Annotated in this window: 12 protein-coding genes; 8 read left to right on the forward strand and 4 right to left on the reverse strand. The window is 67.4% G+C overall.

Annotation, left to right across the window (positions count from 1 at the left end; genetic code table 11):
* The first annotated feature begins 203 nt into the window (after positions 1–203).
* From trpB to K3A84_RS02960, 4 genes are read left to right on the forward strand one after another with little or no spacing between them, the layout of a single operon-like run.
* Positions 204–1,439 (forward strand): tryptophan synthase subunit beta, encoded by a 1,236-nt coding sequence (gene trpB / locus K3A84_RS02945; protein WP_225007691.1) that lies wholly within the window; start codon positions 204–206, stop codon positions 1,437–1,439.
* Positions 1,440–1,444: 5 nt separating this feature from the next.
* On the forward strand, positions 1,445–2,257 hold the full coding sequence (gene trpA, locus K3A84_RS02950; RefSeq protein WP_225008128.1) for a tryptophan synthase subunit alpha: 813 nt from the start codon (positions 1,445–1,447) through the stop codon (positions 2,255–2,257).
* Positions 2,254–3,102 (forward strand): acetyl-CoA carboxylase, carboxyltransferase subunit beta, encoded by an 849-nt coding sequence (gene accD / locus K3A84_RS02955; RefSeq protein ID WP_225007693.1) that lies wholly within the window; start codon positions 2,254–2,256, stop codon positions 3,100–3,102. The genes trpA and accD overlap by 4 nt, the downstream gene beginning before the upstream one ends.
* A 53-nt stretch (positions 3,103–3,155) precedes the next feature.
* A complete protein-coding gene (locus K3A84_RS02960) occupies positions 3,156–4,463 on the forward strand; it encodes a bifunctional folylpolyglutamate synthase/dihydrofolate synthase (protein WP_225007697.1) in 1,308 nt (435 codons plus the stop codon).
* On the opposite strand, the gene K3A84_RS02965 is transcribed toward K3A84_RS02960, so the two are convergent.
* The gene (locus tag K3A84_RS02965; protein WP_225007700.1) at positions 4,445–6,145 is read right to left on the reverse strand and encodes an AmpG family muropeptide MFS transporter; all 1,701 of its coding nucleotides are present in this window, start codon (positions 6,143–6,145) and stop codon (positions 4,445–4,447) included. The two genes, K3A84_RS02960 and K3A84_RS02965, sit on opposite strands and share 19 nt — an antisense overlap.
* Before the next feature lie 198 nt (positions 6,146–6,343).
* Between K3A84_RS02965 and K3A84_RS02970 the strand changes: the two genes are divergently transcribed.
* A complete protein-coding gene (locus K3A84_RS02970) occupies positions 6,344–7,471 on the forward strand; it encodes an aromatic ring-hydroxylating oxygenase subunit alpha (protein ID WP_225007702.1) in 1,128 nt (375 codons plus the stop codon).
* Positions 7,472–7,575: 104 nt separating this feature from the next.
* Here the strand turns inward: K3A84_RS02970 and K3A84_RS02975 are convergent, their stop codons facing one another.
* The 3 genes from K3A84_RS02975 to tpiA all read right to left on the reverse strand — a co-directional run bounded on the left by K3A84_RS02975 (position 7,576) and on the right by tpiA (position 10,643).
* Positions 7,576–9,207: a CTP synthase gene (locus K3A84_RS02975; RefSeq protein ID WP_225007704.1), complete on the reverse strand. Its 1,632-nt coding sequence runs from the start codon at positions 9,205–9,207 to the stop codon at positions 7,576–7,578.
* A gap of 185 nt (positions 9,208–9,392) precedes the next feature.
* On the reverse strand, positions 9,393–9,782 hold the full coding sequence (gene secG / locus K3A84_RS02980; protein WP_225007708.1) for a preprotein translocase subunit SecG: 390 nt from the start codon (positions 9,780–9,782) through the stop codon (positions 9,393–9,395).
* 90 nt (positions 9,783–9,872) lie between these two features.
* Entirely contained in the window at positions 9,873–10,643 is a 771-nt protein-coding gene (tpiA, locus tag K3A84_RS02985) for a triose-phosphate isomerase (RefSeq protein ID WP_225007712.1), read from the reverse strand.
* 217 nt (positions 10,644–10,860) lie between these two features.
* Between tpiA and K3A84_RS02990 the strand changes: the two genes are divergently transcribed.
* Genes K3A84_RS02990 through K3A84_RS03000 form a run of 3 tightly spaced genes read left to right on the forward strand, consistent with a single transcriptional unit; the run spans position 10,861 to position 14,959 of the window.
* Entirely contained in the window at positions 10,861–12,795 is a 1,935-nt protein-coding gene (locus K3A84_RS02990; protein WP_225007715.1) for a peptidylprolyl isomerase, read from the forward strand.
* Positions 12,796–12,799: 4 nt separating this feature from the next.
* A complete protein-coding gene (locus K3A84_RS02995; protein ID WP_225007718.1) occupies positions 12,800–14,344 on the forward strand; it encodes an anthranilate synthase component I family protein in 1,545 nt (514 codons plus the stop codon).
* A gap of 12 nt (positions 14,345–14,356) precedes the next feature.
* Positions 14,357–14,959, forward strand: a complete 603-nt coding sequence (locus K3A84_RS03000) for an anthranilate synthase component II (RefSeq protein WP_225007721.1) — start codon at positions 14,357–14,359, stop codon at positions 14,957–14,959.
* The last annotated feature ends 1 nt before the right edge of the window (position 14,960 follow it).

Consider the following 14,960-nt stretch of genomic DNA (forward strand, 5'->3'; position numbering starts at 1 on the left):
AAAGTGGAACTATAATTGCAAAATATGCAGACCAGCCAGGGCACGCAGAGAAGCAGAAAGGCGGCCCCGTTTCCGGAACCGCCTTCCACGACGTAGCCCGACCTTCCTAGGCGTGCTGCATTGCAGCAGGATGAACGAAGGTGAAGGGGGTGTGAAATGGCTGAAAACTGGACAATCGCGCCGCCCTCTGCCAACGCGCGCGCATGACTACGCCCACTCCCAACAGCTTCCGCACCCTGCCCGACGAACGCGGCCACTTCGGTCAGTTCGGTGGCCGCTATGTCGCGGAAACGCTGATGCCGCTGATCCTCGAACTCGAAACCGAATACCGAAAGGCCAAGGCCGACCCGGCATTCCAGGCCGAATTCGAGGACCTGCTGGAACACTATGTCGGTCGCCCCAGCCCGCTCTATTTCGCGCCGCGGCTGACGGAGGAACTCGCGAAGGCGGCGCAGCCCGGGATGGGGGCGCAGGTCTGGTTCAAGCGCGACGAACTCAATCACACTGGCGCGCACAAGATCAACAACTGCATCGGCCAGATCCTGCTCGCCATGCGGATGGGCAAGACGCGGATCATCGCGGAAACCGGCGCGGGCCAGCACGGCGTCGCCACCGCCACGGTCTGTGCGCGCTTCGGCCTGCCCTGCACCATCTTCATGGGTGCAACCGACGTCGTGCGCCAGCAGCCCAACGTGTTCCGCATGAAGCTGCTGGGCGCCGAAGTCGTCCCCGTCACGGCGGGTGCGGGCACGCTCAAGGACGCGATGAACGAGGCGCTGCGCGATTGGGTCGCCAACGTCCACAACACCTTCTATATCATCGGCACTGCCGCCGGCCCGCACCCCTATCCGGAACTGGTCCGCGATTTCCAGAGCGTGATCGGCAAGGAAGCGCGCGCGCAGATGCTCAGCCGCATCGGCCGCCTTCCCGACGTGCTGGTCGCGGCGATCGGTGGCGGCTCCAACGCCATCGGCCTGTTCCACCCCTTCCTCGATGATGCAGACGTCAAGATGCTCGGGGTCGAGGCGGCGGGCCACGGGCTCGACAAGCTCCACGCCGCCAGCCTCGCAGGCGGGCGCCCTGGCATCCTCCACGGCAACAAGACCTATCTGTTGCAGGACGAGGACGGCCAGATCCTCGAAGGCCACTCGATCTCGGCGGGCCTCGACTATCCCGGCATCGGTCCCGAGCACGCCTGGCTGAAGGAAGTGGGCCGCGTCGAATACACCTCGGTCACCGATACCGAGGCGCTTGATGCCTTCCAACTGCTCTGCCGTACCGAAGGCATCATCCCCGCGCTGGAACCTGCCCACGCCATCGCGGCGGTGACCAAGCTCGCCCCGACGCTACCCAAGGACCAGATCATCCTCGCCAACCTCTGCGGCCGCGGCGATAAGGACATCTTCTCGGTCGCCGAACACCTGGGGGTGAAGATCTGATGAGCATGCGTCTCACCCCTAGTCGCCTCTCCTCCGCCTTCGCCAAGGGCCATGCAGCGCTCGTCTGCTTCGTCACCGCCGGTGATCCTACCGCCGAGGCCACGCCCGCCATCCTCGATGCGCTGGTCGAAGGCGGGGCCGATGTAATCGAACTGGGCATGCCTTTCACCGATCCCATGGCCGATGGCCCGGCGATCCAGCTCGCCAACCTGCGCAGCCTCGCTGCTGGCACGAAGACCGCCGACATCTTCCGCATCGCCGCCGACTTCCGGGGCCGTCACCCCGAAACCCCGCTGGTGCTGATGGGCTATGCCAACCCGATGACCACGCGCGGCCCCGAATGGTTCGCCCAGGAGTGCGAGAAGGCTGGCGTCGACGGCGTGATCTGCGTCGACATCCCGCCCGAGGAAGACCCCGAACTCGGCCCGGCGCTGCGGAGCAAGGGCGTTTCGCTGATCCGCCTCGCCACGCCGACCACCGACGAAGCTCGGCTTCCCGCCGTACTCGAAGGCTCCAGCGGCTTCCTCTACTACGTCTCGGTCGCCGGGATCACCGGCAAGCAGTCCGCCGCGCTCGATTCGATCGAACAGGCCATGGTCCGCATCAAGGCCCATGCCACGATCCCGGTCGCGGTCGGCTTCGGCGTGCGCACGCCCGAGCAGGCCGGCCCGATCGCCCGCGTCGCCGATGGCGTCGTCGTCGGCTCGGCCCTGATCGACCTGATCGCCGAGCATGGCGCCAATGCTGCCGAACCTGTGCGCAAGCTCGTTTCCGCTCTTGCCGATGCGGTGCATTCGGCGCGAAAGGATGTCGCATGAGCTGGCTTAACCGCGTCCGCAATGCGCTTCCCTTCACCCCGAAGCGCGACACCCCCGACAACCTGTGGATCAAGTGCCCTTCGTGCAGCGAAATGCTGTTCACCAAGGAATACGAGGACAACCTCTCGGTCTGCCCGCGTTGCGAACACCATGGCCGCATCGGCGCCGATGCGCGGCTGGCGCAGCTGCTGGACCCCGGTTTCGAGCTGCTGCCTGCGCCCAAGGTCAAGGAAGACCCGCTCAAGTTCCGCGACAGCAAGAAGTACACCGACCGCCTGCGCGCGGCGAAGGCTGCGAACCCGCACCCCGACGCGCTGACCAACGCCTTCGGCACCATCGACGGGGCCAAGGCCGTGGTCGGCGTGCAGGAATTCGCGTTCATGGGCGGCTCGATGGGCATGGCCGTGGGCAATGCCTTCCTGACCGGGATCGAACGCGCGGTGAAGGAAAAGTGCCCCTATATCGCCGTCACGGCAGCGGGCGGCGCGCGGATGCAGGAGGGTATCCTCTCGCTGATGCAGATGCCGCGCACCACCGTGGGCATCGCGCGGCTCCACGCGGCGGGCCAGCCCTATATCGTGATCTTGACCGACCCCACCACAGGCGGCGTCACCGCCAGCTACGCCATGCTGGGCGACGTGCAGATTGCTGAACCGGGCGCGCTGATCGGCTTTGCCGGCCAGCGGGTGATCCAGGACACCATTCGCGAGAAGCTGCCCGAGGGGTTCCAGCGGGCAGAATACCTGCACGACCACGGCATGCTCGATATGGTCGTACACCGCCGGGATTTGAAGGAAACCCTTGCCAAGACAATCGGTTACCTGACAAACGCCAAGGCGGCCTGAACGACACCTAAACGTACCTGAACGACACCTAAGCACCGCTGACAGGTTCCCAGATGCGCGATTTCGCCGTTTCCGACGACCCTGCGGTGCAGGCCCAGCTCGACCGCCTCGGCGCGCTTTCGCTGCCGAGCGGACGGCTGGGTCTGGACACCGTCCGCGCCCTGCTCGACCGCGTCGGCAACCCGCAGGACGATCTGCCCCCGGTGTTCCACGTCGCGGGCACCAACGGCAAGGGATCGACCTGCGCCTACCTTCGCGCGATGCTGGAAGCGCAGGGGCTGAAGGTCCATGCCGCGACCAAGCCGCACCTTGTCCGCTACAACGAGCGGATTCGGCTGGCGGGACGCCTGATTTCGGACGAACTGCTGGCCGAACTGCTCAAGGAAGTTCTGGATTGCGGCGAGGATCTGGCGCCCTCATTCTTCGAAGTGACGACGGTCGCCACCTTCCTCGCCTTTCACCGTGAACCGGCGGATGTCTGCGTGATCGAGACCGGCCTTGGCGGGCGTCTCGATGCCACCAACGTGCTGAAAACGGCGGCATCCTGCGGGATTTCGACGCTGGGCATCGACCACGAGGCGTTCCTGCTGACGCCAGAGGACGGCGTTCCCGCAGACCCGCTGGCGCGCATCGCATTCGAGAAGGCGAGCATTGCCAAGGCGGGCGTGCCGCTGGTGACTCAAGCCTATCCCGACCCTGCCACCGCCTCGGTGCTGGAAACCGCGCAGAAGCTGGGCGCGAGCGTGGTGATGCGCGGGCGCGACTGGGATTCGCGCGCCGATGGCTCGATCCACTACTGCGATGCGAAGGGCGACTTGCAACTGCCCCTACCCGCGCTGCTCGGCGCGCACCAGGCGGACAATGCCGCGCTGGCGGTGGCCATGCTGCGGCACCAGAGCGTGGTCGAGGTCAGTCCTGCGGCGATGGGCAAGGGCATCGTCGATGCGCGCTGGCCCGCGCGGTTGCAGCGGCTGGGCCATGGCCCGCTGACCGACCTTGCGGGTGCGCGCACCGTGTGGCTCGATGGCGGGCACAATCCCGATGCGGGCGAGGCGATCGCGCGGCACCTTTCCGCGCAAAAGCCTGTGCACATCGTCATGGGGATGCTGGCGAACAAGGATCCGGGCGCGCTGCTGCGCCCGCTGGGCAGCCATGCGCTGTCGCTGTCGATCGTGCCCGCGCCGGGCCATGACGCGCATCGGCCTGAGGACTTCGCCCCGTTCAGCGCCCTGCCGGTGCAGAGCTTCGGCGACGTCCCCGCCGCGATCGCCGCGCTGCCGCCGCAGGGCGACGTGCTAATCGTCGGCTCGCTCTACCTCGCCGGCGAAGTGCTGCGGCTCAATCACGAAGTGCCGGACTGAACATTGCGCGCCTCGCGGGCCACCCGGCCCCATTCGAGCAGCACCATCACCACCGCGACCAGCCCTGCCGCCGCTGTCCAGCGGAACACGGTGGCGTAGCCGTAGGTGTCGAAGGCCTCGCCCGCGATGCCGCGCCCCAGTGAGCCAATCAGGAAAGTCAGCGAGGACAGCAGCGCGTATTGCACCGCAGTGTAGCTCTTGCTGACGATGCCAGACATGTAGGCGACGAAGGCCGCGCCGGCGATGCCGGTCGAAACGTTCTCGAAGCTGATCGCCAGCAGCAGCCGCACCATGCGCGCATCGAAGCCGAACAAGGCGAACAGCGCATTGAGGCCCGTGGCGTTGCCCACCGCGTCGATGTGGCGGGCGCCTTCGGCAAGGTCGGCATAGACGAAGTTGCCGAGGATCGGGAGGATCGCGCCGATCAGGATCGTCGGCATCCGCCCCAACCGCACGAACAGGTAGCCGCCGAGGCTGATGCCGAGGATCGTCATGAAGATGCCGAACAGCTTGGAGGCGAAGGCGACCTCGTCCTTGGTGTAGTGCAGGTGTTCGAGATAGAACGGGAAGGCAAAGCTGGACCAGATGTTGTAGCACAGCGTGTAGGTGAGGATCATGCCGATCACGATCAGCACGCCCCAGCGCAGCCGCCCCGAAAGCTCCGCCAGCGGCGACACCAGCGCGACGTAGAGATGGTTCGCCGCCGTACGCAGCGGCGAAACGCGCGTGTCGGGCGCTGTGAGGACCGAGCGGGCATGGGCCTTGAGCCAGTTGGTGGTCGCCGCGACGAGCAGCGGCACGACCACGGTGGCCACCACGATCCACGGACCATAGGCCTTGGTGAAATCTCCGACCGAGGGGTGCGGGCTGGCGGGATCGGCGGGCGCGAGCATGCCCACCATGAAGTGGCCGATCGTGCCGATGGCCCAGGCCCAGCTCATGCCGACCACGGCCAGCGCGGCCCAGCGCGCGGCAGGGGCAAGCTCGCCCGGCTGCGCCAGCGCGGCGTGGAGCGCGCCTTGTTCGGGGCGCGGCGTATCGGGTGCGCGCAGCGTCACCAGCATGATCAGGACGATCAGCCCGGCCATGGAGAGATAGACCAGCGGCCAGCTCATGCGGCCCGCCATCACCAGCGCCAGCGCGCCGCCGACGATCGAAGCGATGCGATAGCCGAACTGGTAGATCGAGGAGAGCAGCTCGACCGGGGTGTCCTCGTCGGCCACCTCGATCCGCCAGGCGTCGACCGCGACGTCCTGCGTGGCGGAAGCCAGCGCGGCGATGAAGGCGAACAGCGCGAAGGTGCCGATGGCGTGCGCGGGATCGGTCGCGGCAAGGCCACCGAAGCCGAGCACGAGCACGGCCTGGCACAGCAAGATCCAGCTCTTGCGGCGACCGAGGCGATCCAGCCCCGGCAACGGAAGGCGGTCCACCAGCGGCGACCACAGGAACTTGAAGGAATAGGACAGGCCGATCCACGACAGCACGCCGATGGTCGCGAGGTCGACCTTCTCCTCGCCCAGCCAGGCGTTGAGCGTGCCGATCAGCAGCGCATAGGGGAGCCCCGAGGAAAACCCGAAGCCCAGCATCGTCGCCGACTTGCGCTTTTGCAGCGCGATCTTCAGCAGCCGCCAGCCCTTGGGGCGAGCAGGCTTTGCGCCGTCTGCGGCGGCGGTCGATGCCATGCGATCCGGTGTCCTTCGTGTGATTGGCGTATGAGATTAGCGGGGATTCGGGGTAAGGCTAGTGCTTGATAAGGGCGCTGCGCTTCTGCCCACCCCCAACCCCTCCCGCTTGCGGGAGGGGCGCGAGACTTGGTCGCCTGAAAGGCGGCCTAGTCGCAGCGGGGTGGGCCGGGTGCAACGCAAAAAACGGAGAGGATCATGACCGACCTGAGGCCCACCGAAGGCCAGATCGCGCTGGCGCGGCGCATTGCCGAAGGGGGCGCGGACGCATCGGGCCAGATCACCCATGTCCCGGCCTCGGCCTATGTCGATCCGCTGCACTGGGCGCGTGAAAAGGCGTGCCTGTTCGATCGCCTGCCGCAAGTGCTGGTTCCGTCCGCGCTGCTGCCCGACCGCAACATGGCGCTGCCGCACGATGCCACCGGGCGCCCGCTGCTGGTCACGCGCGATGGAGAGGGGCGTGCGCACGTGTTCCTCAACGTGTGTCGCCATCGCGGCACGCGGCTGGTGGAAGGCAGCGCGATCCAGTGCGGCGCGCGCATGGTCTGTCCCTATCACGCATGGACCTATGCCACCGACGGGCGGCTGCTCGCCCTGCCCCGCCCCGAAACCTTTCCGGGGTTCGACAAGGCCGCGCACGGGTTGGTGGAACTGCCGAGCATGGAATCGGGCGGCATGATCTGGTTCGCGCCCGTCGCGGCGGACTTTGCCAATGCCGCCGCGATCAGCGCCGATTTCGGCGCGATCGACCTTGGCGGGCACCACCTGTTCGCGCGCCGGACGCATGACGTGGCCGCGAACTGGAAGCTGATCATGGACGCTTTCCTGGAAAGCTACCACGTGTTGCGGCTGCATTCAGGCTCGATCGCGCCCTATTTCAAGGACGGGGTGACGGCGGGCGACCGCATCGGCCCGCACCAGCGCTCGCTGGTGGGGCGCGCGGCGGAGATGGAAGGGCTGGACCTGTCGGACTGGCCGACGCTGCGGCGGCTGGGAACATTCGCCTACCAGCTGTTCCCGGCGACGGTCGTGGTCGTCAGCCCCGATTACGTGAACCTGATGACGATCATGCCGCGCGGCGTGGACCGCACGCTGGTCGAGGATTTCATGCTGATTCCGCAAGCACCCGCCGACGACAAGGCGCGCGATCACTGGCAGCGCAGTTGGGAGCTGCTCGACGGGCGGGTGTTCGGATCGGAAGATTTTCGCGCGGCGGAGCTGGGGCAGCAGGGGCTGTCGTCGGGCGCGGTGGTCGATCTGACGCTCGGGACGCTGGAAAGCGGCATCCGGCGGTTTCACGAGATCTGCGCGGAGATGATGGGGTAGTTTTCGGGGGGTGGCGCTGTGGCGCTGCCTACCCCTAACCCCTCCCGCTTGCGGGAGGGGGACTTTGCCTAGTGCTTCACTCCCGCAGGCGGGGGTGGGCTGATTTACACCAACCGCGCCTGCTTCACGGCGGCTTCGATGAAGCCCTTGAACAGCGGGTGGACGTCGAAGGGGCGGCTCTTGAGTTCGGGGTGGAACTGCACGCCGATGAACCACGGGTGGTCGGGCCGCTCGACGATTTCGGGCAGCAGGCCATCGGGCGACATGCCCGAGAACACGAGGCCGCCCTTTTCCAGCGCTTCGCGGTAGGCGACGTTGACTTCGTAGCGGTGGCGGTGGCGTTCGCTGATCTCGCTGGCGCCATAGACGCGGCCGACGTGGCTGTTGCCCGCCAGCTTGGCCGGATAGGCGCCGAGACGCATGGTGCCACCAAGATCGCCGCCGGCCTGGCGGGTTTCGAGGCCTTCGGCGGTCATCCATTCGGTGATGATGCCGACAACGGGTTCGTTGGTCGGGCCGAACTCGGTCGAGCTGGCGTCCTTGATCCCGGCGGTGTTCCGCGCGCCTTCAATGCAGGCCATCTGCATGCCGAGGCAGATGCCGAAGAACGGCACGCCGCGTTCGCGGGCGAAGCGAACGCTGGCGATCTTGCCTTCCGAGCCGCGCTCGCCAAAGCCGCCAGGGACGAGAATGCCGTGCATCGGTTCGAGATGGGCGGCGATCTCGCCGTCCTCCTTCTCGAACAGTTCGGCATCGATCCAGCGCACGTTGACCTTGACCCGGTTGGCCATGCCGCCGTGGACGAGCGCCTCGTTGAGCGACTTGTACGCATCCTGCAGGCCGACGTACTTGCCGACGACGCCGATGGTCACTTCGCCTTCGGGGTTCTGGTGGCGATCGACGATATCGTCCCAGCGCGCCAGATCGGGATCGGGTGCGGTCAGGCCGAAATGGCGCAGCACTTCGCTGTCGAGACCCTCGGCATGGTACTGCAAGGGCACCGAATAGATGCTGGCGGCATCGAGCGCGGGAATGACGGCCGATTTGCGCACGTTGCAGAACTGCGCAATCTTGGCGCGTTCGCCTTCGGGCAGCGGCTTCTCGCAGCGGCACAGCAGGATGTCGGGCTGGATGCCAAGGCCAGTCAGTTCGCGCACCGAGTGCTGCGTGGGCTTGGTCTTGAGCTCGCCCGCGGCGGCGATGTAGGGCACCAGCGTGACGTGGACGAAGCAGGTCAGCTCGCGGTCCAGTTCGTTGTGCAGTTGGCGCAGCGCCTCGATGAAGGGCAGGCCCTCGATGTCGCCCACGGTGCCGCCGATCTCGCACAGCACGAAATCGAGATCGTCGGTCTCGGCCTGCGCGAAGTCCTTGATCGCGTCGGTGACGTGCGGGATCACCTGCACCGTCGCGCCGAGGTAATCGCCACGGCGCTCCTTGGCGATGATGTCGCGATAGATGCGGCCCGAGGTGATGTTGTCGGCCTGGCGCGCGGAGACGCCGGTGAAGCGCTCGTAGTGGCCAAGGTCGAGATCGGTCTCGGCCCCGTCGTCGGTCACGAACACCTCGCCGTGCTGATACGGGCTCATCGTGCCCGGATCGACGTTGAGATAGGGGTCGAACTTGCGGATTCGCACGCGATAGCCGCGCGCTTGCAGGAGAGCCGCGAGGCTCGCTGCCATGAGTCCCTTGCCGAGCGAGGAAACCACGCCGCCGGTGATGAAAATGTACCGCGCCATGGGAGTTGGGCCTTAGCGTCAGAAGTTGCACACGCGCAAGCGGTTGCCGCCGAAATGATCGCGGCAATCCACAAGCAGAACACGAAAAAAGCCATCTGGCCCCGCATCCGATGATGCGAGGCCCGATCGGCCGATGCGGAAGGTTGCGGCGAGGCGCCTTGTACGGCGCCCCTGCCCGTCGAAGGTTACTGCTTCGCGGCGGGCGAAAGCGGATCGGTAGCGGGCACCTGCTGCTGGGTGGAGCCAACCGGCGCGGCGGCCGGGGCACCCTGCGCCGGGGCCAGCGGATCAGCGGGCGCGGCAGGCACGGTGCGATCGAGCGAGGTATCGATCTTGCGGCCCGAGCTCTGGCTGACGGCCAGCGCCGCGAGCGCGATCGACAGCACGACGAACAGCGTCGCCAGCACGGTAGTCGCGCGGGTCATGAAGTCAGCCGCGCCCCGCGCCGACATGAAGCCCGAGGGGCTGCCGCCGACACCGAGGCCACCGCCTTCGGACTTCTGGATCAGGATCACGCCGACCAGAGCGGCTGCAACCAGCGCCTGCACGACGGTAAGGAAAATGAAGAGCGACATCCGGGTCTCGCTGAAACTGTTGCGGCGCATCTAGGCGCAGGCGGGGCCGAGCGCAACCCGCGCCCTGCCCCTAATGCAATGCAAATGCGCTCAGGCCTCGCCCGAACCAGCCGCCGCGACGATCGGCAGGAAGGCATCGGCAGTCAGGCTAGCGCCGCCCACCAGCGCCCCGCCCACGCCGGGCGCGGCAAGGAGATCGGCGGCGTTGCCAGCGTTGACCGAGCCACCGTAGAGGATGCGCACCTTCTCGCCCGCATCGCCATAGGCGGCGACCAGACGCGCGCGCACGGCAGCGTGCATGGCGATGACGTCGGCCACTTCGGCGACGCGGCCGGTGCCGATGGCCCACACGGGCTCATAGGCGACCGCGACCTTGCCCGCGGCAACCGCATCGGCAGCGGCATCGCCCAGTGGAATCGAACCGTCGATCTGGCCCGAAACGACCGCCTCGGCCTTGCCAGCATCGCGTTCTTCGAGCGTTTCGCCCACGCAGACGATCACGCCGAGACCAGCGGCGAGCGCCGCGTCGGCCTTGGCCCGCACCAACGCGTCGCTTTCGCCATGGTCCTTGCGGCGCTCGCTGTGGCCGAGGATGACGAAGTCGGCGCCGATGTCCGACAGCATGGCAGCGGAGACGTCGCCGGTGTGCGCGCCCTTGACCGCGACGTGGCAGTCCTGCCCGCCAACGCCGATGCCGGTAACTTCGGCACGCAGCGCGCCGATCAGGGTGAACGGCGGGGCCAGCGCGATATCGACGTCGGGGTAGCGCTGCGCCGCGCGATCGATCGCGCGCGCCTCGGCGAGCATGGCCCGCGTCCCGTTCATCTTCCAGTTGCCGACAATATAGGGTCGATGCGACATCGGCTTCGACTAGCCCCCCTGATCTGGTGATTCCCGCAAATTCTGCTGGCGCGGCTATCAAATGCGGCGACCGAATGCAAAACGGTTGAACGCTTTTCCCACGTCCTTGCGACGCGACAGGCCGCGCAAGCGCCCCCTCAAGCGCCATTGCGGGAAGCGCGTTTGGCTCCTAAGGCAGCGCGCTGTTGCATAACCCCTATTCGGACGATCGGCTGCGATGCTGAGTTTCTTGCGCTCCATGATTCATTCCCGCATCGGCGCGCTGGTCGCGCTGGTGTTCCTTGGCCTGATCGCGCTGGCCTTTGCCGGGGCGGATGTTACCGGCTCGCGCTTTGGCGGGGTCGCCGGGGGTGACCGCGTGGCCACGATCGGCAAGGCCCGCATCGGCACGGCCGAACTGGGCAAGGCCGTGACCAACGCCTTCGAGGGCGAGCGCCAGCAGAACCCGCAGCTGACGATGAAGGACTTCCTCGGCGCGGGCGCGCTCGACGAAGTGCTGACGGGTCTGATCGACCGTACCGCGATGGTCCAGTGGGGTGAACAGCACGGCCTGGCCGTGTCCGACCGCCTCGTCGACAGCGAAATCGTCAAGATTCCCGCCTTCCAGGGGCCCGACGGCAAGTTCAGCGAAAGCGCCTACAAGCAGCTGCTCGCGCAGAAGAGCCTTAGCGACAAGATGGTCCGCACCGACATCTCGCAGGGCCTGATGGCCCGTCAGATCCTGGTGCCGGCGAGCTTCGGCGCCCAGTTCCCGCAAGGGGTTGCGCTGCGCTATGCCTCGCTGCTGAAGGAAAAGCGCGAGGGCGCCTTCGCCTTCGTGCCCGCTGCCGCATTTGCGCCCAAGCAGGGCCCGGACGACGCCGCGCTGGCCGCGTTCTACAAGGCGCATGGGCAACGGTATATGGTGCCCGAGCGCCGCACGATCCGCTACGCCGTGTTCGATGATACCGCGGTAAAGACGGCTCCCGCCCCGACCGAAGCCGAGATCCAGCAGCGCTACAAGCTGAACGCCGCAGCCTATGCGCCGAGCGAGACGCGCGATCTGGCGCAGGTGATCGTCGCCGACGAAGCCACCGCCAAGGCGCTCGCCGCCGAGATCGCCGGGGGCAAGGCAATCGATGCCGCGGCCAAGGCCAAGGGCCTGTCGAGCGCGAAGCTGCCGGGCCTGACGCGCGATGCGCTCACGTCGCAGACCTCGCGCGCGGTGGCCGATGCCGTGTTCGCGACCGCACAGGGCAAGGTTACCGCCCCCGCCAAGAGCCCGATCGGCTGGCACGTGATCCGCGTCGAAGCGGTCCATGCCAACCCCGGCAAATCGCTCGACCAGGCGCGTGGCGAGATCGCTGCCGCGATTTCCGCCGAAAAGCGCCGCGCCGCGCTGACCGACATTTCGGCGAAGATCGAGGAACAGTTCAGCAATGGTGGCGGCCTGGCCGATGCGGCGAAGTCGCTGGGCCTGACGCTGGTTACCTCCGATCCGCTCCAGGCCGATGGCGCGGTGTTCGGCAAGCCGGGCGTCAAGCCCGCGCCCGAAGCCGCTGCGCTGGTGCAGGCTGCCTTTGCCATGGAGCGCGAAGGCCAGGCCCAGATCGCCGAGGCATCGGGCGGCAAGGTCGTGATGTTCGACGTGGCCCGCATCGAAGCTGCCGCCCCCGCTCCGCTGGCGCAGATCCGCGAGCGCGTGGCCCGCGACTGGGCGATCGACGCAGGCGGCATCAAGGCCCGCACCGCGCGCGACGGCATTCTTGCCGCGCTGAAGAAGGGAACGCCGCTCGCCGACGCGCTCAAGACGGCGGGCGTCGCGCTGCCCCCGCCCAGCCCCGTGGCGATGAGCCGTGAGCAACTCAACGCGATGCAGCCACGCATTCCCGAAGCGCTGGCGCTGATGTTCGCGATGGCGCAGGGCACTTCCAAGTCGATCCTCGCCCCCGACCAGTCGGGCTGGGTGATCGTGTCGCTGGCCAAGGTGATCCCCGGCGAGGTCAAGGCCGACGATCCGATCGTGCCCGCCGCCGCGCGCGAACTGGGTGCCTCGCTCGGCCGCGAATACGCCGAGGCGCTGCGCACCGCCATCCGCAACGAAGTGGGCGTGAAGCGCAATGCCGACGGCATCCGCGCGGTGCGCACGCAGCTTGTTGGTGGTGGCCAGTAAGACGATGACGAGCGCGCTTGATCTGCCCGTTGCTGCCGGTGCCCGTCCCGAAAACTGGGACGCCGCCGCCGAGGCCCTGCAAAACGGCAAGCCCGCGTTGATCTGGCGCAAGTTGATCGTCGACACCGAAACGCCGGTGGGTGCGGCGCTGAAGCTGATCGAGAGCGGGCGCGGCGATTTCCTGCTCGAATCCGTGCAGGGCGGCGAGGTGCGTGGGCGCTACAGCCTGTTGGGACTCGATCCCGATCTGGTGTTCCGCGCCACCGGGCATGCCTGCGAAGTCAACGGCATCTGGCGGCACGACCGTGCCGCCTTCGCGCCCCTGCACGGCGATGCGCTAGCCGAACTGCGCGCGCTGGTCGAGGCGTGCCGGATCGACGTGCCCGAGGGCCTGCCTCCTGCGCTGGCGTGCCTCGTCGGCTATTTCGGCTACGAGACCATCGGCCTTGTCGAGAAGCTGCCGCGCGCGCCGGACAGCGAACTGGTGTTGCCCGACATGCTGTTCGTGCGGCCGACGGTGCTGCTGGTGTTCGATCGCCTGTCGGACGAACTCGTCGCGGTGGCCCCGGTGTGGGCGGGCGCGGGCGATCCGGCGCACCGGCTGGAAGCCGCCGCCGACCGCATCGACGAAACGCTGCGTCGCCTGTCGGACCCGGTGCCTGCCGATACTCAGCTTGCCCAGCCGGTCGAGGTCGCGCGCACCCCGGTCATGCCAGCCGAGCAGTATGCGGAGATGGTGGGCAAGGCCAAGGACTACATCGAGGCGGGCGACATCTTCCAGGTGGTACTGGCGCAGCGCTTCACCGCGCCCTTCCCGCTTCCGGCCTCGGCGCTGTACCGCTCGCTGCGGCGCATCAACCCCTCGCCGTTTCTGTACTTCCTCGACCTGCCGGGCTTCGCGCTGGTCGGATCGTCGCCGGAAATCCTCGTGCGGATCCGCGATGGCGAGGTGACCATCCGGCCCATCGCGGGTACCCGTCCGCGCGGGGGCACCCCGCAGGAGGACCGCGAGAACGAGGCCAGCCTGCTCGCCGATCCCAAGGAACGCGCCGAGCACCTGATGCTGCTCGACCTTGGCCGCAACGACGTGGGCCGCGTGGCGCAGGCGGGCACGGTGAAAGTCACCGAAAGCTACACGATCGAGCGCTACAGCCACGTCATGCACATCGTGTCGAACGTGGTGGGCAAGCTGGACACGAGCCGCGCCGACAGCGTCGATGCGCTGTTCGCCGGGTTCCCGGCGGGCACCGTCAGCGGCGCTCCCAAGGTCCGCGCCTGCGAAATCATCGCCGAGCTGGAGCCGGAGACGCGCGGGGCCTATGCTGGCGGCGTCGGCTACTTTGCTCCCGATGGCTCGGTCGATTCCTGCATCATCCTGCGCACCGGCATCCTGAAGGATGGCGTACTGCACGTGCAGGCAGGCGCGGGCATCGTGGCCGACAGCAATCCCGAATACGAACAGCGCGAATGCGAGGCCAAGTCCGGCGCGCTGTTCGCTGCCGCTCGCGAAGCGATCCGCGTCGCCAGCGAGCCCCGGTTCGGACAGTAAGGCACTTCCCTCATGGCTCTACCTCCCGACATCCTCGTCATCGACAACTATGACAGCTTCACCTGGAACCTCGTCCATTACCTGATGGAGCTGGGTGCCACGGTCGAAGTGATCCGCAACGACGCGATGAGCGCGGCTGAGGCCATCGCCACCGGCGCGCGCGGGTTCCTGCTGTCGCCCGGCCCCTGCACACCCAACGAAGCCGGGATCAGCCTCGATCTGGTCGCCGCCTGCGCGCAGGCGGGCAAGCCGCTGCTGGGCGTGTGCCTGGGCCACCAATCGATCGGCCAGCACTTCGGCGGCAAGGTCGTGCGCGGCGGGCTGATGCACGGCAAGACCAGCCCCGTCACGCATGATGGCACAGGACTGTTCGAAGGGCTGCCGAGCCCGTTCATCGCCACGCGCTATCACTCGCTGATCGTCGAGGACGTGCCCGATTGCCTGATCGTCAACGCACGGTCCGACGATACGCATGTGATGGGCTTCCGCCACGTGTCGCTGCCGATCCACAGCGTGCAGTTCCACCCGGAGAGCATCGCCACCGAACACGGCCATGCGATGATCGCCAACTTCCTGCGCATCTGCGGGATGGCTCCGCTCGCCCGCGCAGCCTGAT

This window comes from Novosphingobium percolationis (assembly GCF_020179425.1).
GTDB classification, from domain to species: Bacteria; Pseudomonadota; Alphaproteobacteria; order Sphingomonadales; family Sphingomonadaceae; genus Novosphingobium; species Novosphingobium percolationis.